Here is a 21,456-nt window from a genome sequence, read left to right as displayed (position 1 = left end):
CCCATGTCGGGCGTACACAAGAGCCTCAATTCGCTCACAAGTTCGCTCGGACAATTAACAATGGGCTATTGTCGCTGCGCTCAATATTTTAGCCCATTATTAATTGCCGTTTAGGCAAGCGTTACCGAACAAATACTCTAACTCGTTTTTGTCCAAAAATGAGTTTGATCGAGCGTCTGCTTCTCGCTCTAACCCGACTATCAGCTTAATAGTAGAAGTGCTATTATTAAATATAACTTTCCTGACTTTGAGGTATGTATGCCTAGTGATATGCAACCTAGCACTAATCATAAATTTGTAGATATACTCAGCAATGGAAAAGTTAATTTAAGCTCAAACCCTTTAGATGAAATTGAATTAATTCAGCGTGGTTTAGATATAAAGAGTGTTGAGAAGTTTAGGCTTCAGTTAGGTTGGGATATTCAATCCTTTGCTAAAGCAATTGGTACAAATATTAGAACTTTGAAACGTCATAAAAAAGAGTACACACGCTTAAATGCAACTTTGAGTGAAAATACCTTTGAGTTAGCTCATCTAGCATCAGCTTGTATTGATTACTTTGAAAATATTGAACGATGGAATAAATGGCTAAATACGTACTCCTTACAATTTAGCTCTAAAACACCTTTTACATTTGTAAATACAATTGCTGGTAGAAGGTTAATTAGGAACGTTATAAATAGCCTTAAATACGGTTATAACGCTTAAAATGACCCCAGCGTTTACTGGGGTTTCTCTATTTAGCCTCTGCCTTTTCGGCAGTTAAAAGTCACAAGTTGTGGTTGTTCAATTCCTGGCCTAACTTCAGCTGCCTACTCGGCAGTTCACCTCTACTTCTAGTAGAACGTCCTTTCCAAGCGATTTCCAGCTGCCTACTCGGCAGTTCACTATAAAAAATAGTTTAAATTTCTATAAATACCAAACTGTTAAACGAATTTAAATCATTTACCCTTATTTTCAATTAATCTGCTAACTCATTGAGAATCAAAAGAGTGTTTTTAAACTATTAAAAAAGGGTATTTAAAGAAGGAACCGTGCCTTGAAATGTTTGGTTAGTCGCAAAGCCATAATTGTTGAATTGATTTTTTATGGATTCAGCTTTTTCAATTTTTTGTATATGAAGTATAAAATTTTCCCCGTTGCCTTTGCTTGATACGGGTATTGAATGAAAGTGGCCTATGGCTTTTTCCTCAAATTTATATTCAGGGTTGTAAACCTCCCCTCTAGCTTCAGCTCGCTTTTTAGCGCGTTTTAATCGTCTTTGCTTTTCACCAACAAATGCTTTGGCTACTGATTGGTTGCGAACAAACATGACTTCGCTTTGGTTTACTGGTACTTCGAGTATTTTTGATAAGCCAAATAACTTATCATGAGTCATCATCTCAAAATAGCTTTGCTGAGATAGGTTGGTTAATTGCTTTTTATCTATTGATACAAACGCTATTTGATCACCTACCGTTTGCTCATTCCACTTAGGAAAGCACACACCAATATTACTTATTTCGCGTGAACTCATAAACCCATGCAAAATACCAATACAACGCCCAGCAAGAAGGCTTACATCACAATTTTTAGGTAAATAAGTAATGTTAAAATAATAGCGCTTCAAGCTTTACTCCTTTGGAACAAGCCGCCTTTGATCAGCACTGCCGCAATAAAGTGAACTGCGTCTGATTCTTCACTTTGCTCTAAACCATGCTTTTCCATGTGCTTAATATGCAAAGCAATACGCGGGAGTAATGAATAAAAGTCTGAATGGGTCTTAGGTGTTCTGTGTGCAACTAATATTTGCTTATCTGCACCATACTCATGGGTGCGCAAAGGTTTGTAGCCTCCCTCATACCAATCATCGATAGTTTGGATAGCAGCCCCTACTTTTTGTGAATTCAAACTTGCTGCTTTTTTATCGCCTACTTGAGTATATGCAAGTTGTTTAGATGACATGCCTTGTTCAACATTATCTACAAACTTTTGACTTGGGTGAACTTCTTGGCTAAATGCATTTTTAATTTTGGCGGTTATATCTAAATAACAATAATTTTGAGGGTTACTAAGCCCTTCTTGAATAGCTTCTGACAACGTTAATAATGCCGTTTGATTATTTTGCCAATTGCCTTGCCATTTTAGTTTTTGTGCACCTTTAACAATAATTGGAGCTGCGTGCTCAGTAAGGATTTCAATATCAACATTTGGTGATTGGCGGTTGCGCCAAAGCCAGTTGCCCATCAGTATATTTTTAGCATAGCGAGTTGCAACTTCATTAAGGCCATTGTGCTTTTTATAGGTTTCAAAAAACCGTTTTAACCAATAAATAACTTTAGGGTCATCACAAACATGAGGCTCTATACTATTAGCCTCAACCCTGAGTGAAAAACGACAAAATAGCTCATTTACCGTTGGAGGAACGTAACACACATCAATTGTTTGAGGGTTTCCAAAAGCAAGATCTTGTGGCGCTAAATTTTTAGCCTCATTTTGATTTTGATACGCATCGCCAAACCCTGACTTTTGCCCAACTAATTTATTTTGCTCTATTTGTAGCGGTTCAAAATCAGACTCCGATGTTTTATAAAAAAACACCGCTTTACTGGGTGAAAGCGAACGCGTGTAACTTAAGTGCCGAGGTAATTGCATTATTCATACTCAAACTTAGACTTTTTCATAAGCATAGACTCTTTTTGAACATCCATAACCCAAAATGCATTATGAAAAAACTGCTTAGCGCCTGCGTACTTTACTGATGTATTGCTAACACACTCTAACAACCCAATTACGGGCTCTGCATAACAATGGTGTTCATGTAAAGCTGCATCTCGCTTTACGGGTTCTTCAAGCGCAGCAAAGCCAATTGCTGCGGATCTTAAATTAAAGTTACCGTTAAGGGCATCAATTAATTGTTCAAAACTTTTAACTACTTTTTTTGAAGGATATAACCAACTGCCATTTGACGATTTTACCTTAAGGCTTTTAAACAGCTCACTCGGTTTAGTATGTACATAACACCAGTTTATATTTTGATATAACGAAGGTGGATGCATAGTCCCGCCTGCAAATGAAGACGGTAGTACGGGCTTTATAAGCTGACTATTTAACTTATCTAACAACTCAGTATTTGGTACAAAAAGCCTAAATACTAAATCGAGTGTTATATCACATTTAGGTTTATCGATAATTCCTGATCTTATTACATGACTTCGGCCAGCAACTTGTTTTAACTTACTTGGCTCAGGTAATGGTTTACCTGTATGTAGCTGATAGTTTTCAATGTAAATAGCACTATCAATACACTTAATTGAAGGGTCTATAAAGTTTTTTAGCTTACGCTCAAAGTTATGAGCAAGCCCATTTAAAGCTGTAAGTGACGGCATACCTTGAATATACGGGTTAGCCATTGCCTCGGCATCAAACACTCGCATATCTTGGCAATGTACATACACTATTTGCTCATCATTTAATGTTTCCTCTTCGGTTGCACAGTGAGTAAACACATAATTTAGCTGCGTTTTAAACAGCCCCATTAAATTAGGGTGATATGCAAAGCGTTTGAGCTTACTTAAATTACCAAGGCTTTCATTTAGTATGTTACTAAATTGGCTAATACAGTTAGTAATACTCTGATCTAAGTAATGCTTTGCCCACTCAGGGTAAGCTTGGTTTTGCGCATTATTTTTAGCTTCTAGAATGTTATCAAGCCATAACTGCAAGCTAACACGTACTTGCCTAATCGCCGCTACTCGCGCTAATCGCTTTTGCCTTAATGTATTAAACTGTTTAATACCGACCAATACCAAAAGCGCCTGTTGAAATTGACTACTTAATAGCGCACGAATTTTAAATGCTTTTTCAATATCATTATTGGCTACTTTAGAGCGGTTAATAGCCTTTGAATATGCTTTAGGAAAGTAACGAAGCACTCTTATATTACCACCTACTGAGCTTGCTAAATCGCCAACATTGGCAGGTCTTGAGTGCTCAACTAAACCAAAGTTTAGTTTACGCTCAGTTGTTAATTGCTGAATTTTAGCTAGCATTGCGTGGCTTACTACAGGCGTAACCGCAAGGTAACTTTGCTGAAATGGCATTTGTAATTGTGGTGAAAAAGAGCTTACTTCTAATGGGAGTTCTGCCACTGGCAAAAGCTGTTTTATTTTGCCCGAGATGTTTAAAACCGCCTTTTTAGTAAACCCGTATGCTCTTATTAAATTAATCCAAACAGGCTCTTCAGTTGTTAATAACTTTGCTAAACAAGTTACTTCGCCTTGCCAAATAAATGAGGTTAAAAATAACTTTGCATGATTAATTTCAGCACTGTTGTGCGACCAGCCAAAACTTAAAGGTAATGACCGGCTACAAATACCCGCAATATCTTCACTTACAACTTCACTAATTAAACGTTGATGGCTTACTCGTATATCGGGGTATTTTAAATTATGAGTATGAAACCATTTAACTTCGTTAATGCACTTACTTAATAACACTTCATCGCGTAATACACTTTTAGCAGTTCTTACACTTGTTAAATCATCAATCTCACTTCGCTTATAAACTAGGTTAATGAGCACAGTCAGCGCTTGTTCTTCAAAACAATCTACCGCAACATGAGGCATGTATGGCGCAAACAATTTTCTAAGTGTTGTGGTTTTTTCTTTCAGTGATTCAATTGCAAATGCATCTTGTAAGTTCATAAATTACCACGGCGCTATAAATTGTTTTTTTGTTTGAGGTTTTTCAGCTGCGAATGCTTGCTGTAGTTCAATAACTTGGCGTAAATAAAAAACATGGCTATCAGCTCTGAGCTGTTCGTGCTTTTTTTGTGGATAAGCACAGTTTAAAAAGCCTTCTTGGTGAAGCCTGTAAACTTGCTCTGTGGTAGTGTTTAACAATACTGCGGCATCAAAAGTGCATAGCAGTAAGTCAGCAATATTTGGATGTTTAGCTTTAGGGTTACTATCAACTAATTCGACAAAGTAATTAATAATCTCATCAAGTACTTTGTTTTTACGGTTGCTTGTTGCCGCTATTTGACCATCACGGATCATATTGCCATAGACAGAGTTGAACTTAGTTTTATTAAAAGGGTTAAGTTGTTTGAGCCGCGCATTATTTGTGAGTAAATCTAATTCAGCGGTAAAGCCATCAGGCCAAGTACTAAAGTAATCAACAAAGGTACGGTTAAAGTCAGCATCGCTTACATCAAGTTGTTTAGCCTTCGCGAACCATGATATCAACCCGACTATTTTTTGGCTGTTACTACTTGCAAGCGCAATTGCAATTTTAAAGTCTGCATCGTTTAACTGTTCACTATTGGTTAGTTTACAAACACAACCACACTCTAAAAACGCCTCAGAAGCTCTGTAATCAATTAAGTTATGGCATTCACCACAACGTATGGCTAATTTTGTCTTATGCTTATGGCACGCTTTATAGGGCTTTAAATGCCAATAAAAAGGAATATATGAAGACTCAGACAAGCATTCAATGCAAACCGGTATGTTATCAGTGCGAAGTAGTTCAAGGGGAATAGTCAGCTCATTACGGCTTACTGCTGCTAGGTTGCCAAATTTAAAGTTACTGCGCCGCCATGCAAGCGCAAGAATATCACCTGCGCTAACATCTGATAATTGGGCTACTAACTTAAGCGCTCTTATTCTAAAACTGCTCGCTTGCCTAGCATGATAAACATCAACCTTACTCAGCTCTAACGGCAACGCACCTTCAAGCTCATGATCTTGCTCTGCAAGCCATTGCCACAAAATATCAGCAAGCTCACTATAGCAATCGTATGAGTTACCCCTTGCAAGCCTTAGCAAATAGCTTTCAATTGCTTCATCAGCATAAGGTTTTGTTTGAACTAAAAAATGCATCGCCAACCCAAACTAAGAAAATCTTAGTTTAGGTTTAGATTAGCTTTTACTGTCAGTCAAACTTTTATCGTTTATTCTTAATTTTTTTCTCAAAGCCTGTAGTACACAGCCTAGCTAACAGTACAAATAGAGTTTTGGAAACAAACTTTAATGCTTGTTTAAATTGATCATCAAGATTAGAAAGTTGGTTGCTATCAATAGAGCCATGTACAATTTTAGATCTTAAACTGTATATTTCCTTAAAGGTCTTCTTTGCGGCCTCATCATTTAAAATTTTGATTCCGTAACCCTTGAAAACAATATTGTCTAAAAATTCATACAGCTTTTCACTAAATTTAATAGATTTACATGTCTCACATTCTTCCGTCTTTATAAAAGCGCCACACATTGTTTCTATTGCAGAACACAAACTGATTACCTTAGTTAACTTGTTAGAGCTTTCTACAGCTTCATTAAAGTGCACTAATGCTATGGCAGCACGTAACCCGATAGTTCCTTTAGAAAACTCTTGTGAAGTGAGCGACTCGATAATTTGTGAAAAACTATGATTCTCAATTTCTTGTATCAAAAAAGGAATTCCAGACAATTTCAAGCTTAATTCGTAGCAAGGTAAAACTGCTGTTGGCGTAACAATAAATGAATTATTATTTCGCGTTCCCAACCCTGCTTCATGCAAGTTTTCAAAAATAATTTGCTTGTAACCTGAGTGATTCATATTTATAGCAAATATTCTTATCAATCCTTTGAAACATGCTAACGAGAGCTTACGCCAATCAGTAAACTTATCAGCACCAAGTCGATGAAAATTTGGAATAACTAAAAATTTGTTTATAAGATTTTTTTCGAAGTAAACTTCATTTAAATCTGGATAGTTGCTCGTACTAACGACCCTGATCAACTCTGAATTCGGCTTGTAATCACCAAACGCCGAATGAATTGGTATTAATGCAAATTGAGGAAAATTAGACTTGAGTTGCTTTAATTGGCTGTATACTACTTTACGAATTCTTCCTGCATTTTGAACGCTATCATGACTTTCAAAAATAAACTTTTCCGGACGCTTAACAATCCTCTGAAAAATAGTATTTTGGATTTCTTTCAAACTCAAACTTGGAAAATCACTCGCAAAAACTCCAGCAGCAATATTTACATTATCAAGGTAAATTTGATTAGATATATTAGTATCTGCATTCAACTCATTTAAATTAAGTAAGGCTTGTTGCTGATGCTTATTCATTACTAAATCACCTTTTCAACTCTTGTAACTTTTTCTCCAAAGAAATTGTATCTAACTTACCTAGCTCTAAAATGAGTTCAGCGAGAATTTCCTCTTCACAATAAAAATAAGCTACTGGCACATCTAACTCTTTAGCTATGCGTTTCATGGTTAAAAAATCAGGGGCATGTTTGCCTTTTTCGTATTGGTTCATGCGAGCACTAGCCGTGTTTGGCTCCATTCCTAAGGCCATACCTAGCTGTTGCTGAGTAAGACCAGCTGCTTTTCTTGCAGACTTTAGGCGTGAAGGTGTTGGAGTTTCCATGAGAACCTTAGCTATAAAACATATCTTGCTAAGATTCTCTTAGTATCTAACTCATAAGTGTACTAAGGATATTTTAGTTTTTAAATATAAACTTAATTAGTAATGTCTTAAACTATATATTTATGAGTTAAAAGGAATTTTATGCTTGTTTTTGCTAGTGATGCGTCTGGTAAGATTGTTTCAATAAATAATGTCAAAAATGGTAAAGCATGTAATTGCTTCTGTATCGCATGTAATGACCCTTTAATTGCACGCAATGGCGGAAAAATAAAAGCACATTCATTTGCTCATACTACAAAAGAAGAATCTAGAACATGCTTAATGACCGCTTTGCATCGGTACGCTCAAGAATATTTTTTAACGGCTAAAACAATAAACCTCCCAGCGATTACTATTTCCCATAGAGGTTACAGCAAAACTGAACCTAGTAGAAAAGCCTTAATAAAGTCTGCAAAACTTGAATATAGCATTCATAACAAATACATAGCCGATGTGAAGTTAGAAACTGATGTAGGTGATTTATTTGTTGAAATTAAGGTAACATCGCCTTGCTCAGCAGAGAAAATTAACTTTTATCGTGAAAAGAAAATCGCTTCCTTAGAGTATGATTTATCAGTTTATATTGATTCGGATTATGCTGATTTAAATTGTGCTCTTAAGCACAATGATGATACGTCTAATTGGTTATTTGGTTGGTGTGAGGATCAATTAAGAGAAGAAATAAATCAAAAAGTTGAACTCAACCAAATAGAAATGAATAAAAAAATTCGACAACAAATTGAAGAATCAAGACAGCGAGCACTTCGTAAATTTAATAACTTAAAAAAGCGACAGCAACTAAAAATCCCCAGTCACAGCATTGAGTTTAATCATAATATCAATGGTAACAGTTACGATTTATCAGCCCAAGTAGTAAAAAGTAAAAGTATAAAGTTCGAAAAAGTATCACTTGAAGTAGAGCATGAACATTTTTTACTTTTAAAATGCATTGCTTTCAATAAATCTAACCAAGAACGAGTGTTAAATGTTGCCCTTTTATTTCAACATGATACCCCCGACATCCTCAAAAAAGAATCAGGCCAAATCATCGTAGGTCGAATAAAAAAATCAAAACGATTTAAGTTCGAATGGCTTAACTTTACACCACCAGACTCGACTTTAAAAAGAGCCAAATTTATAGCAATTGCTGAAAAAGAAGAACAACTAAAAAAGTATAAGTTTATAGAGCACGTAATAAACTATGCTGACGTTTATGCATTAGAACAAGATAGATATTTTTCAAATGATTACCAAAAATGGAAAATCTGGCTTGCTTCACAAAGCGATATGGCTCCCAACGAAAATTTTAATGTTAAAAAACCCAAGTATCCGGCTTTATTAAAAACAAATAATACACACCCTCAACTTTGGATGTTTGATCGCTGGTATATATTAATATTTAGTAAGTTAGCAGAGTTTATTGACAGCTATCCAATCAATACCCCCATAGATACAAAATACATATTTGAGCTACTAAAAAACGAATTTCCACTTTCCCATAATTACAATCTATTTGTCGAGCAAGCAGAGAAAATGAATGTTTCATATAAATTAGAGCACTTGCTGAAACCTGAGAGCATTATAAATACTTGCTTATCTTTTTTTGAGGAAAAGCTAGCAGTAGTAAAAGAATCCGATTACTTTGTACGCAAGTACGATTTGAAAATACAAGTGCTGCCTGCAAAGAATTAAATTATGGAAAATTCATGAGTAAAAGAAGAAAAATCAAAATTGGTACTATTTTTAATGGTTGTGAATTACTAGAGCTACTGGGAAAAGGAGGTAATGGAGAAGTATGGAAAGTGGTTAACCACGATCAGGAAGCCTTCTACGCCATAAAGTTTTTAACAAATATAGATGTAGTTAACTATAAACGTTTTCAAAATGAAGTTTTTATTCTTTCAAAGCTAAAAATTGATGGCGTTATGCATGTGATAGATTCTTATTTACCTGATGATCCAAAAAGTGAGTTCCCTTGGTTTATGATGCCGGCCGCGCAAGATTTTAGTAAATATTGTGAAAACCTCACTCCAATTGAGGTTGCGAGTGAATTTATTAAGTTGGCGATAACACTCAAAGAACTTCACTCGCAAAAAATAGCACACAGAGATATAAAACCAGCTAATATGCTCATTTACAATAACCGACCATACTTCACTGATTTTGGCCTAGTTCAATACCCTGGAAAAGAGGATATAACACCAGAAAAAAGAGATATAGGAGCCAAGTACACTATGGCGCCAGAAATGAGAAGGCAAGCGGATAGATCTGATGGTTTGCCAGCAGATGTGTACTCTTTAGCTAAATCATTATGGATACTTATCACTAATCAACACAAAGGTTTTGATGGACAATATAATCCTAACTCTGTAATTGGAATAAGCCAATATTGCCCTGAAATTTATACGACTGAACTAGATAATTTACTTATCGAATGCACTGATAATGACCCAAAACGTCGCCCTAGTATTTTGAGTTTTTTAAACAGATTGTCAAAATGGATTAGCTTAAATAAAGACTTTGAACAGCGTAACTTGTTAGAGTGGCTAGAGCTACAAAATCGAATATTTCCACTTGGCACACCAAAAAATATTACATGGACTGACAAGAATGCAATCATTTCTATTCTCAATCAAATTGCGTTTACAAAAAGTTTAAATCATATGTTTTACCCAAATGGAGGAGGAAATACTATTAATAGGATTACAACACCTTCAGAGCCTTCAATGATCGCACTTCACTCTGGTAGTGGAACGCGTGCAGATATAATGAAACCTAAAAAGTTAACTTTTGAGTCATTTGGTTTTGATCCTCAATGGAACTATTTCAGGCTTGAATTAGAAAAAATTAAACCTATTAATATAGATAACTCTATTCATTCAGAGGGTATTTGCCAGTCTTTATGCGAAATTGAAGACGGTGAGTATGTTGATTATAGCTGCTGGACATATAATGATTATGAAGGACAAGAATTACCAGAAACAGCTAGACCTGTAGAGCGATTCTTATCAGGTTCGTTTGTCTTTTTTGGTACAAGTTCCATATATAATAGTATCAGTGCTACTTATGATGCGCGTCACAATATGATGACCGAAGAGGAGTTTTGTAGTTACATTGGAGAAGCCGCTAAACGTTTTTTTGATAAATCTAATGATTAACAGTTCTGCAAAGATAAACCTGTATTTTAGTGGCTTTTTTACTAAAAAAGCTAAAGCTCTTTAGTTTATAATTACTTATCACTTCTTCAACAGCTGACTAATCGGCATTCGGTCAGTAAACTTGGTTGCTATAAACGGATCTTCATCTTGGGAGCTTTCAGGTTTGTATAGTGAATAGCGCTCAACTTCGCTTGCTGTAATTTCTGTAACTGGCAAGGTAAATAGATTTGGTACATCCGGAAAGAGTACTTCAAATGCTTTAACTAAATGCTTGGTTGTGAGGGTTTTCGCGTTATCCATTAATGCATAAAGTACGGCATCATCTAAAAAGTATTTTAATGTTCTAAAACAGCATTTTGATAAGGAGAACAAAGCAAACACTGTTGCTTGCTCACTTAAATTTGGCTTTTCGGTGAATGGCATACGGTTAGCTAGGCCAATTATTAACTGTACAAAATGCTTTGGGTTTTCTGATAATTTAAAATAAGGCAGCTGCCGCCTTACTAATAAACGCGATGACCACTGGGGTTCGTCTGCTATTTTTTCTACCCACGGCATTCCTACCAATACAATTGATACACCCGCTTCATCGTTAATGTATTTTAATCGATTAGCAATCTCGCGGCGTTTTTTACCTTGGTTGTGTTCAATTAGCTCCTGAAACTCATCAATAATTATAAGCTCTGTGCCACACGTCTTTAGGCATTTTATTAATGATGTCGTTAACCGAGTACCATTTATTCGCAGTTTCCGCTCTGTGCTACCCGCTTGCCCTAAGTCCTTAAGAAGCTCAGCTAAAGTCGATTCTAGTGTCGGGTTACTAGGTATGCGGCTTACTAATACAGGATGGTTCATAACACCATTAATGAATTGCGGTAAATGTCGTTCTTTATACTGTTTTATTAGTGCTGTTTTACCTGTGCCAGTATCGCCATTTAACAGCATACAGGGCTTTTCGCCCGCTAACCCTTTACCAAGTCTTAATCTATCAAAGTCGTTAAATACCGTGCTTATTATTGGGTATTCAATAAATACATCGCGAAATTCATTAAGCTTTTCTTTTTGTTTATCGGTCAGCATAATTAAAATCCATCTAAATCTGAGATAAAGTCATCCCAACTATCAGCTGGTTGCTCTTTAGGTGTAACCTTTTTGGGTTCTACTGGCTCGCTCTGAGCTATTGATTTTTGTGAGTCACTATTTACATTTTGATGCTTAGCTAATGCTTTACCCCCTTTTACTTTTGAGTGTTTTGGCGCATTTTTTAACTCTTCAAACTCATTTTGAATTTTATTATGAATAAACATACGCGCTTTTGCTAAGCCTACATTATCGACAGAGCCCGAAATAAAATCGCGATGAATACGTATATTTATTTTATGCTGATTCAAACTTAAATTTTGGGTGTAACCGTTTGGGTCTATGCATGGCACTTTTATGTAATGCTCTAGCTTATCGAGGTATACGTATATATAAGAGATATCATCGGGGTTTAATTTAATTAAAACTTCTTGAGATACTTTGTGGCTAAACTGTTTTCTATAGTTTGCTAGTTCAGTACTGTCGTAGCTTAAGTTTTCTAGTCGTATCCCACCTTTTCGAAGCACCCGATGATTTGAAATACTGAGCACAACATCTAGTTGTTGCAGATCAGCATCACTCAGCATTGTTGGTGGTAACGTACTAAAGCCTTGCTCCCATAGTTGGCTAGGTATGTACTTAAAGCGGCTGTCGGCATCTTGATGGTAAACGTCTACTACCCATTTATAAAATAACTGCATAAATGTCGTAAAACGCATAATTGCATCTTTTTTGGGATTGTATTCATGCTTTTGTAAAATGTTAGAAAAGGTTTTGCCTGGGATAGGATCTAGTAACTCAGTGTTAATGGTGCCAAACATACGTTCTACAAAAGGTTTAAGCCAAGGCTTTTTAGTTGGATTATATTGAATGTTTACTCCGATTTCACAAACAGCAAGCTCAAGATTGTTACCCCAAAACTCTCTTCCATTATCAGTAACGAGTGTTTCAATTTTACCTGCACACTTCCACTCATTTACCGTATCAGGGTATAGCTTTGCCACTTCACTTTTAGGTTTCATGGCATTCATCATCGCTCGCCTTACCGCATCATAGCAGGGTTCGCTGAAGCTAAAGTAGTAGCCAACAATACAATGGCTATACACATCAACTAACATGGTGAGTGTCGGCCGACCAAGCGGGATATGTAGCTCATCATCTAATAAAATAAGATCCAGCGGTGTATGGTCAATTTCAACTTTTTCGAGTACACGAGTAGGCCGTGTATGCCCTTCCACTTTATTAAACGCAATATCAGCAAGGCGCTTACCATAACGAGCAACCATAACGTCGTATTGCGGTAAATTATCAATTCTATTTTTAAATGCTTTGTATGTTAGAGGCTTTAAAACACTGCCTACAATACTGTCGTTTTCAATAACAACTAAGTCTGCATAATACTTATAAGCCGAAGCCACCGATGGTTTTTCTTTTACTAAGTAACGCTCAAGTGCCTTTTCAAAAAACTTATCGGTGGCGGTCTCGCGCTCCCTGTTCCCTTTTTTTTGGTGGCTTGGTATTAGCGCCATGATATTTTTATCTGCATTTGTATAAGCGCTATACCATCGTGCGGCGGTTCTCCAACTGGGCTTTTTTTCTCCCTCAACTTCGGGCATTACTTTCAATAAAGGATCAAGATTTTTTTGTGTCCAACCACCTTGGATATTAGCCTCAAGCCATTGAATATATTTAAACTTAGCAAACGTAGTTATTTTTATTTTTTCAGGAAGGGCTTGTAGATCTTTAGCATAATTTTGAGGTAGTTTGGTCTCTACTTTTGGTAATGGCTGGTTAAATTCATCTTCAAACAAACCGTCATTAAACATTGTTAGACCAAATTGCTGTTTCTATTGATATTTCATTTGTAGTTAAGTCGGCAAATAACTGCCCTAATGATAATAAGCGTAACACAGTAGCAAGTAGCTCACCGGCAGTTACTTTTAAAAAGCTAACTAACTGCCCCACTTTAATAGAGCCGTATTGCTTTACTAGTTCTAACACTGATGCTTGCAACTCTGTTAAGGACTGAAAACCAGAATAGCGATGCAAAAGCTTTAAATTATTGAGTGTTGGGTATACACGGATTTGTTTATCAGTAACCAGTATTAAGTCGCGTCCATCTTGTTTAGCGATGGCTTGCTTTTCAATAAAACGTGCACGAAAGTCCTCTTCGGCAATTTTACTTTGCGGTTTTACTTCAATAAATTTTTGCGTGCCGTCTGTATGGGTAAGTAAAAAGTCAGGTGTGTAAGGGCAAATACGGTTATCAAACTCATATTCGTAACCTAGTGGTTGTGCTTCAAATGCAACTATTGATGGTGAAAATTCAAAATGAAAACAAGCATCAAACTCTAAAGAGGATTGAACTAAACAGGTAGATTTATTTTTTTGACTAGCAAATTTATGATTGTGATTAATTGGAGAATTTTTGATTTTTTTTACGTACATGTGAGTCAACCACCTAACCATTTGGTTAAATACTAGACTATGCCACCTTATACTTCCAATTTATGCCATCTTTTAGTACAAATATGTCAACTTATACTTCAAACAACACCAAATGAGGAATTTGGGTGGCAGTCTTACCAGCCACATCTCGGCACACACGTCACAAACTGTGGCTGCTCCCTTCCGGGCCTGACCAGGTTCGCCTGCTAGTGTTGCGAGAGGACCAATAAGACTACCATTGAGGGCCTTGGTTGGCGCGGGAGGGATTATCTCTACTTTTGTGGTGTTATTCAAGAGTAAACGCAAAAAGAAAGTGCGATTGCATGTTAAACATACAATCGCACTGTTTTTTAAACGATTTTATTGTTTCTCTAACTCTGCTTTTACGTTACGCAGTACTGCTTTTACTTTTTTCATATTTTCTGGCCCCATGCGCAGTAGCTGTTTTTGAGCAGCTGGCAGGCGTTCCCATTCTGAGTAAGCATATTGGTAAGTGACAGAGTCACGTAATAATGGCATATCGCCTTTTGGCTCTGGAGTATCTAATAATAGCTCTATCGCCTCTTCAAGTGTTTGATTAAACGCATCACCTTGATAGCCAATTTCTGCATACGCATCATTGATCAATGGCTTGTACTCATCGTATAAACGCACAATTTGCGCTGCGCTCATGCTGGTAAATATTTTTACGTAAGGTGTATAGCGTTCATAGCTGTTTGGATCGACAGTAAGAATATCACCTTCTATCACGCTAAAGCTTTCTTCTGGGCGCTCAACTGGCGCATGCTTAGCCGCTACTTTACCTTTGGCTAAGTTATCTATAAATACTACACCACGGCGAATAACGTCGTCTGTTATAAGCAAGCTCATTGCTTGATCACTTAAGTAGTCATCAATACTGGCAACCACCACGGTATCACTCTCGTTAAGAGTTGGTAATGGTGCGACTTCAGGCTCAGGTTCAACCTGTCTTTGCTCTGGGCGTTGCACTACCTCTGGCTCAGGCAAGGTTTCAGGTTCTGCAACCTCTTGCGGCTCTGGAGCTTGATACTCGGGCATGACTGGTTCATCTATTGTCTGCTCAACAATCGGTTGCGGTTTTTCTTCTGGACTGAGTAAAATATACCCTGCTACACAGGCGATGATAATTAACACACCGACCGCAAACAATAAGTTGTTATTTGGTGGACGCTTTTCTGTATCTGGCTGTGGTGATTGATCTGACATACAAACTCCATAAAAAATTTAAATGCATAACACTTAGAGGTATCTAAGTTACTATAATTCATTGCTTAGCGATAATTTTTATTCTCAAGCTAAGGTATCCTTTGATTCTTCTAGCTTAAAGACTTAAAGTTAATAAATAAAGTAAAGACGCTCAACGGTTTAATTGCAACTATGAAAATCAAGCAGGTCAATCAAAATAAACCAAAAGTCGCACTACTTCTGACCGGCGGTGGTGCACGCGCGGCCTATCAAGTTGGGGTGCTTAAAGCCCTTGCTCACAGTATGCCACGTACAGCTCCCTTACCATTTACTATTATTAATGGCACCTCTGCGGGCGCGATCAATTCAGCTGCATTGGCAAGTTATGCGTCGTGTGCGCATTTAGCTGTTCGTAAATTGGAATCAGTGTGGAAAAACTTTTCGACCTCCATGGTATATAAAAGTGATTTTATCAGTGTGTTTGGTCATTTAACTCGTAATATACTGACCAGCTTTCAATCTGAACATATTAATCATCCACCCGCGAGTTTATTAAACAATCAACCTTTACGGGTGTTGCTGAATAATATACTGGATTTATCACGTATTGAGCGAAATTTACATCGTAATTATTTAGATGCTTTGTCAATCACCGCGTCCAGTTATACTACAGGCGATTCTGTGGCGTTTTTTCAATCTAATACACAATCGCCTTGGCAACGCGCGAAACGCGAAGGCCAAGCAACACGTATTAATGTTGAACACTTAATGGCATCCAGTGCTATTCCAATGGTATTTCCGAGTGTGAATGTCCATAACCATTATTTTGGGGATGGTTCAATTCACCAATTATCACCATTGAGTCCAAGTGTGCATTTAGGCGCTGAAAAAATATTTATTATTGGTGTCGATCAACCAAAAGAAGCACATCCACCAGGCTACTTGCCACATTTCCCCGGGTTATCAGCTATTGCAGGTCACTTGCTCGATAGTGTATTTACCGACACCTTACAGTCAGATCTTGAACGTCTTGAACGGATCAACCGTACCTTAGGTTTATTACCAGGTCGCGACAAACACCAAGAACTAAAACAAATACACAGTTTTGTGATCAATCCATCTGAAAACTTTAACGCCATTGCTGCGCAGTATTACGATGATATGCCGCTGGCAATTAAAGTGCTGCTACGTATGATTGGGGTTAAAAAACGTTCACAATCGAGTTTAACCAGTTATTTATTATTTGAAAAACGCTACACCCAGCATTTGATCGAAATTGGTTACAAAGATGGCATTAAAAAACTACCACAAATACGCGAGTTTTTAGAACTTGATTAACACAAGTTTAAGCCTACTCACTGCCATCAAGTAAATAACGCTCAACTCGCTCTACGCGACGAGGTTTACCTTGCAGCACTAAAATATCGCCGGCGAGTAACACTATATTCCTTGATGGGCTATCAATTTCACGGTCTTGGCGGCGTAATGCCCGAACAGATACGCGGCGCTTTTCAAGCCCTAGCTCGCTAATGCTTTTTGCTACTGCAAAGGCATACTCGGGCAGTGCAATAACATGTAAATACTCAAGTCGTTCGGCGTTACTTTCTTCACTATCAAATTTATCTCCGGCAAAAAAACCATGTAAAAATTGATAGCGATTACGCCGCTCTTTACTGACCCGCCTAACAATACGCGACATCGGCACCCCTGACATAGATAACACGTGCGACACCAGCATTAAACTAGCCTCCAGTGTTTCGGGAACCACTTCGGTCACGCCAAGCTCTTTTAATGCTTCTAGGTGACTATCGTCACGCATTCGCACTAATATTTTCACCTGTGGAGCGATTTGTTTTATGGCATCGATCACAATTTGCGCATGTTCAAAATCGGTGAACGTAATGATCACTAAGCGTGCTCGTTCAACACCGGCAGACTTTAAAATATCTTTTTGCTTTACATGACCAAAAATAACAGGCTCACCCGCTGCTTTAGCTTCATGCACAAGAATTGGATTATTTTCAACGGCAACATATTCGATAGCTTCTGGTTTTAAAAACCGCGCAATGGTTTGCCCAACCCGCGAAAAACCACAGATCACCACGTGGTTTTGATACAAAGTGCTGCTATTGGGTTGCTGCTGCCATTCGTTCTGGGAGTGTTTAACTAAGCCAAACTGCTTTAATAACCAAGGTGTACGTTCAATCAAATAAGGGGTTAAGCCCATCGACATAACAGCAATGGCAATTAAAAAGGAAGCGTGCTCTGCAGCTAATAATTGATGCTTTGTGGCAAGCGCTATTAATACAAAACCAAACTCCCCCATTTGCCACAACATAATCCCGGCTGCTACAGCATCTTGTTTTCGCTCGCCCATTAACTGCGCTAAAAAAGTAATAACGCCAATTTTGAGCACCAGCATTAGTGCAAGAGCAGCCACAATCCAATACCATACGCCCAGCACAAATAAGATATCAAGCTGCATACCTACGGTAACAAAAAATAAGCCCATTAAAATGTCGCGAAATGGCCGAATGTCCGCTTCTAATTGATGGCGGTACTGACTCTCTCCTAGCATCATGCCAGCTAGAAAAGCCCCAAGAGCCATTGATAAGCCAAACAAATAAGTCAGCCCTGCGGCAAATAAAGCAACCAGTAAGGTGGTTAACACAAATAATTCATCGGTACGCATTAGCGCGACTTCACTAAATACTTTAGGCAGTACCCATTTACCAATTGCCCATAATAACAAGCAAACAAACGCGCCTTTGGTTAACGCTACAGTCAGTGCCCATGCAATGCCTTCTGAATCACTACTTTGCGCCAATAGTGGTAATGTAATGAGTAAGGGTACAACGGCAATATCTTGAAACAACAGCATACCAATAGCGAGCTGGCCACGGCGTTGTTTAAGTTCGCCAGATTCTTTTAATAATTTAACCACCACTGCAGTAGATGACAACGCCATTAATGTCGCAATAGTAAAACTGCTCAAAGCTGATAAACCCATCAACAATAAAATCAGCATACACACAATAGTAGTGATCACAACTTGCAGTGTGCCTAAACCAAACACAATGTTGCGCATAGCCATTAATCGACCAACAGAAAACTCCAGTCCCAGGCTAAACAGTAAAAATACAATGCCAAGCTCAGCAACAAAATGCATTTCATAACTTTGCGCCATCCAACCAATACCATGCCCCCCAGCTAAAACACCGGTAGCAAGGTAGGCAAGGATCGGCGGTAGGCCTATTCGTTTAAATAGCCATACCAGCACCACTGCAGCCAATAATAGGCCGAATATTTGGGCCAATACACTTTGCAAACACACCTCCTACTTATATTGATGCAATACCGCCAAAATTTTAGCTATGACAGGATTAACTATAGCAACTATCTGTTTTTCAGCCAGTTTGAAATAGTGGCATAAAAATCGCTTAACAAGTGTAACAACACACTCCTAGGGGGAGAAAAACGTGGAAAATGTCCATATTTTGACGCAACGGATCTCAGCACGTGGCGAGTTTCTGCCGTTCTCGGCAGAGCATTACCGTAATAATGAGCCTAGCGCTATCCATAGTTTGCTTGAAAAATTGCAAACAACGTTGAATTTAGAAGAGCTGCTTACTATTTATGCTGCTCATGCTAAACAAATAATTAATTTTTCAGGGTTGCAGTTTCAATCATCTCTAGGTGTGGCTCAAATAGCAGATAGTGATAACAGTAAACCACCCTATTCATTTGATTTAGATATAAATAATGAACATTTAGGCCAGCTCATCTACTTTTGCCAGTACCCGCTGTCAGGCAATATTGAACAAAAGTTAGTGGGGCTACACAATGCACTGGTTTATCCGTTGCGTAATGCCTTAATGTATAGCCGAGTGCTTAAACTCGCGACTAAAGACACCTTAACCGGGCTGAATAACCGCAGTCAGTTTAATGATATTTTGGCGCAGAAATTAGAGCGCTGCCGCCGTCAGCATCGCCCATTTAGTTTAATGTTGTTAGATTTAGATAACTTTAAACAAGTTAATGACAACTATGGTCATAAAATTGGCGATGATGTATTACAAGAATTTGCCAATGTATTATGTAGCAGTATTCGCGCTACTGACTCTGTGTTTCGCTTTGGTGGTGATGAGTTTGCGGTGTTAATTGATGATCCTGAGTTTACTACTAACAAAGTAATAGCTCAGCGAGTAATGCGCTTAGTAGCTGAATCTAATTTAATGAAACAGTATCAGGTTACCACCAGTATTGGCTTCACGCTGACAAGCAGCCAAGACTGTGAAAATGACATTTTTGCCCGTGCCGATAAAGGCTTATATAAAGCAAAAGCCGCTGGTAGAAATTGCGCCAGAGCGTACTAATAGTGTAATGCCTAGTTCCCCCGCTAGGCATTAGATGCTTATTTAGCTGTCAGCTTATAACCGAGCAAGGCTAAGCAAAAACCAAAAAAGAAGCCACTAACCAAATACAACAAAGCTGCCATGGTGACTAAAGGCATTATGATAACCATTAGCAGTGGAATGCTTACCCCAACAATAAAAAATATCCCGCCTTTACCTAACCAATAAGCAATTAATATTACCGCGCAAAGTAATCCACCCGCACTGGCATAAGCTAATGTTAATAGCTCTAAGTCAAACATCAACGTGGCGATAATGGCGATTAATGCGGTGCTCACAAGCCCTAATGGTGCTTTATTAACAAGCGACAAACCAACGTGGGGCTGTGGCTTGCTCATGTTTTTATGTTCCAAAATATACCTTCTTGTTGATAGTGTTCAGCACTTATAAAATGCCCAACTACATAGACTAATTGTTCATTATAAAAAATAAGCGGCACACTCGCACGCAGCCAAGGCGCGATTTTAGCGTCTTTGAACCAATGTTTAAGCGTATTATGGCCCGGTTTTTTACGTGGTTTAATACGTGCTTGTGGGCGGTTAAAATGCACAGTGACTTGTTCATTAGGCAGTGGTTTTCTAATTCCTTCACCCGTTAATTGAACTAAACTACGACCATCAGACAGCAACAGCTCAGCATCGGTTACTAATTGGCTAAGCGGCACAGCGGTGTCACGCACAAAATAAAAAAACTGTTGATGACGGCGCACTTGCCCTTGCGCTAACTGAATGAGTAATTGAGCATCAGCCTGTGCCGTTAATCCTTGGCTAAGTATTTGCAACGTTTGCTGGTGTGATGGCATAAGTGCAGTGAATTGCCCAAGCCAACTGCGTAGTACATTTGCTTGTCGCGCAGCGCTGTAGTTCGCAAGCGCTAAACAGCTTAAACCCTGCTGGTTATTTTGGCATTGTTGTAAATCTTGCTGAGTGTATTCGTCGAGCACATCTTGTTGCTGCTGCAATAAATTTACACTTCGCGTGGCACTTTTTTCAAACCCTTTAAAGCGTTCGCTCAGTAGTGGCACAACTTGCTGACGAATAAAATTACGATCAAAGCGTTCATCACTATTTGAGTCGTCAGTAATATGCTCAAGATTAAAGTCTGCGGCAAATTGCTCAATATCTTGTCGAGTAACATTTAGCAGCGGCCTTAAACACTCTCTACCAGAGCTAAGCGTACGTGTTTGCCGCATTGCGGTTAAACCTTGCAAACCAGAGCCGCGCTTCAAGCGCAGTAAAAAGGTTTCTAGTTGATCGTTTAAGTGCTGCCCCAGCAAAATAATACTGCCTGATGGGCTGAGTTGATCAAGGGCTTGATAACGAGCATCACGTGCTTGTTGCTCTAAACTCGTACGTGTTTTACGATCAATTTTTACCTGCGCTGCATAAAAGGTAATATCTAACGCATCGCATCGCTTATTACAAAATAACTGCCAGTCATCGGCGTACTGACTTAAACCATGATGCACGTATACTGCACTTAATTGCAACTGAGGCATATCGGCTTTGAGCGCATTCATAACGTGTAGTAATACCACAGAATCAACACCACCTGAAAGCGCTATTGTAAAAGAGCATTTATGCGCTGCTACATAAGGCTTGATGACGTTTTTTACTTGTTGATATAACAACGTTGTTTGCATGAATTAAAACCGCTAAATAGATGGTTGATTAGCTTAAGCCGAATAGCTGATAGCTGATAGCTG

General features: G+C 38.1%; 18 protein-coding genes and 1 other RNA gene. 5 read left to right on the top strand and 14 right to left on the bottom strand.

From position 1 onward, the window contains the following. Positions 1-258: 258 nt before the first annotated feature. Positions 259-708 carry an Xre family toxin-antitoxin system antitoxin gene (locus CWB85_RS18985; RefSeq protein ID WP_138555723.1) on the top strand — a complete coding sequence of 150 codons (450 nt, stop codon included), beginning with the start codon at positions 259-261 and terminating at the stop codon, positions 706-708. 298 nt (positions 709-1,006) lie between these two features. Here CWB85_RS18985 and cas6f read toward each other — a convergent pair whose 3' ends face one another. From cas6f to CWB85_RS18955, 6 genes are all read right to left on the bottom strand, one after another. Next, complete coding sequence (gene cas6f, locus CWB85_RS18980; RefSeq protein WP_138555722.1) at positions 1,007-1,609, bottom strand: type I-F CRISPR-associated endoribonuclease Cas6/Csy4; 603 nt, start codon at positions 1,607-1,609, stop codon at positions 1,007-1,009. Next, positions 1,606-2,634, bottom strand: a complete 1,029-nt coding sequence (gene csy3 / locus CWB85_RS18975) for a type I-F CRISPR-associated protein Csy3 (RefSeq protein WP_138555721.1) — start codon at positions 2,632-2,634, stop codon at positions 1,606-1,608. Before csy3 ends, cas6f begins: the two co-directional genes overlap by 4 nt. Then, entirely contained in the window at positions 2,634-4,685 is a 2,052-nt protein-coding gene (locus CWB85_RS18970; RefSeq protein WP_138555720.1) for a type I-F CRISPR-associated protein Csy2, read from the bottom strand. The genes csy3 and CWB85_RS18970 overlap by 1 nt, the downstream gene beginning before the upstream one ends. A gap of 3 nt (positions 4,686-4,688) precedes the next feature. Next, complete coding sequence (locus tag CWB85_RS18965; protein ID WP_138555719.1) at positions 4,689-5,864, bottom strand: TniQ family protein; 1,176 nt, start codon at positions 5,862-5,864, stop codon at positions 4,689-4,691. Positions 5,865-5,928: 64 nt separating this feature from the next. Further along, positions 5,929-7,101, bottom strand: coding sequence for a HEPN domain-containing protein (locus CWB85_RS18960; protein ID WP_138555718.1), 1,173 nt, complete (start codon positions 7,099-7,101; stop codon positions 5,929-5,931). Between the two features lie 7 nt (positions 7,102-7,108). Next, positions 7,109-7,405 (bottom strand): helix-turn-helix domain-containing protein, encoded by a 297-nt coding sequence (locus CWB85_RS18955; RefSeq protein ID WP_138555717.1) that lies wholly within the window; start codon positions 7,403-7,405, stop codon positions 7,109-7,111. A 141-nt stretch (positions 7,406-7,546) separates the two neighbouring features. On the opposite strand from CWB85_RS18955, the gene CWB85_RS18950 reads away from it, so the two are divergent. Both CWB85_RS18950 and CWB85_RS18945 read left to right on the top strand, forming a co-directional pair. Next, positions 7,547-9,136: a hypothetical protein gene (locus CWB85_RS18950; protein WP_138555716.1), complete on the top strand. Its 1,590-nt coding sequence runs from the start codon at positions 7,547-7,549 to the stop codon at positions 9,134-9,136. 14 nt (positions 9,137-9,150) lie between these two features. Next, positions 9,151-10,602, top strand: coding sequence for a protein kinase domain-containing protein (locus CWB85_RS18945; protein ID WP_138555715.1), 1,452 nt, complete (start codon positions 9,151-9,153; stop codon positions 10,600-10,602). Positions 10,603-10,680: 78 nt separating this feature from the next. Here the strand turns inward: CWB85_RS18945 and CWB85_RS18940 are convergent, their stop codons facing one another. The 5 genes from CWB85_RS18940 to CWB85_RS18920 all read right to left on the bottom strand — a co-directional run bounded on the left by CWB85_RS18940 (position 10,681) and on the right by CWB85_RS18920 (position 15,357). Then, positions 10,681-11,682 carry a TniB family NTP-binding protein gene (locus CWB85_RS18940; RefSeq protein WP_138555714.1) on the bottom strand — a complete coding sequence of 334 codons (1,002 nt, stop codon included), beginning with the start codon at positions 11,680-11,682 and terminating at the stop codon, positions 10,681-10,683. A gap of 2 nt (positions 11,683-11,684) precedes the next feature. Beyond that, positions 11,685-13,508: a TnsB C-terminal domain-containing protein gene (locus CWB85_RS18935; RefSeq protein WP_138555713.1), complete on the bottom strand. Its 1,824-nt coding sequence runs from the start codon at positions 13,506-13,508 to the stop codon at positions 11,685-11,687. Continuing rightward, positions 13,501-14,130, bottom strand: coding sequence for a TnsA endonuclease N-terminal domain-containing protein (locus CWB85_RS18930; protein WP_138555712.1), 630 nt, complete (start codon positions 14,128-14,130; stop codon positions 13,501-13,503). The genes CWB85_RS18935 and CWB85_RS18930 overlap by 8 nt, the downstream gene beginning before the upstream one ends. A gap of 132 nt (positions 14,131-14,262) precedes the next feature. Continuing rightward, positions 14,263-14,359: signal recognition particle sRNA small type (gene ffs / locus CWB85_RS18925), an RNA gene on the bottom strand. 131 nt (positions 14,360-14,490) lie between these two features. Next, positions 14,491-15,357, bottom strand: a complete 867-nt coding sequence (locus CWB85_RS18920) for a DUF3014 domain-containing protein (RefSeq protein ID WP_138555711.1) — start codon at positions 15,355-15,357, stop codon at positions 14,491-14,493. 171 nt (positions 15,358-15,528) lie between these two features. Between CWB85_RS18920 and CWB85_RS18915 the strand changes: the two genes are divergently transcribed. Continuing rightward, the gene (locus CWB85_RS18915; RefSeq protein ID WP_016707614.1) at positions 15,529-16,674 is read left to right on the top strand and encodes a patatin-like phospholipase family protein; all 1,146 of its coding nucleotides are present in this window, start codon (positions 15,529-15,531) and stop codon (positions 16,672-16,674) included. Positions 16,675-16,687: 13 nt separating this feature from the next. Here CWB85_RS18915 and CWB85_RS18910 read toward each other — a convergent pair whose 3' ends face one another. Next, positions 16,688-18,664: a monovalent cation:proton antiporter family protein gene (locus CWB85_RS18910; RefSeq protein WP_016707615.1), complete on the bottom strand. Its 1,977-nt coding sequence runs from the start codon at positions 18,662-18,664 to the stop codon at positions 16,688-16,690. 151 nt (positions 18,665-18,815) lie between these two features. Between CWB85_RS18910 and CWB85_RS18905 the strand changes: the two genes are divergently transcribed. After that, positions 18,816-19,712, top strand: coding sequence for a GGDEF domain-containing protein (locus CWB85_RS18905; protein ID WP_138555710.1), 897 nt, complete (start codon positions 18,816-18,818; stop codon positions 19,710-19,712). Between the two features lie 38 nt (positions 19,713-19,750). Here CWB85_RS18905 and CWB85_RS18900 read toward each other — a convergent pair whose 3' ends face one another. Further along, the gene (locus CWB85_RS18900) at positions 19,751-20,089 is read right to left on the bottom strand and encodes a hypothetical protein (RefSeq protein WP_138555709.1); all 339 of its coding nucleotides are present in this window, start codon (positions 20,087-20,089) and stop codon (positions 19,751-19,753) included. Beyond that, the gene (tilS, locus tag CWB85_RS18895; protein WP_138555708.1) at positions 20,086-21,393 is read right to left on the bottom strand and encodes a tRNA lysidine(34) synthetase TilS; all 1,308 of its coding nucleotides are present in this window, start codon (positions 21,391-21,393) and stop codon (positions 20,086-20,088) included. Before tilS ends, CWB85_RS18900 begins: the two co-directional genes overlap by 4 nt. Positions 21,394-21,456: the final 63 nt, after the last annotated feature.

It is taken from the genome of Pseudoalteromonas sp. S1727 (genome assembly GCF_005886375.1).
Taxonomy (GTDB): Bacteria; Pseudomonadota; Gammaproteobacteria; order Enterobacterales; family Alteromonadaceae; genus Pseudoalteromonas; species Pseudoalteromonas haloplanktis.
The sequence above is the reverse complement of the archived record's forward strand: the minus strand, read 5'-3'. Positions and strand labels throughout refer to the sequence as shown.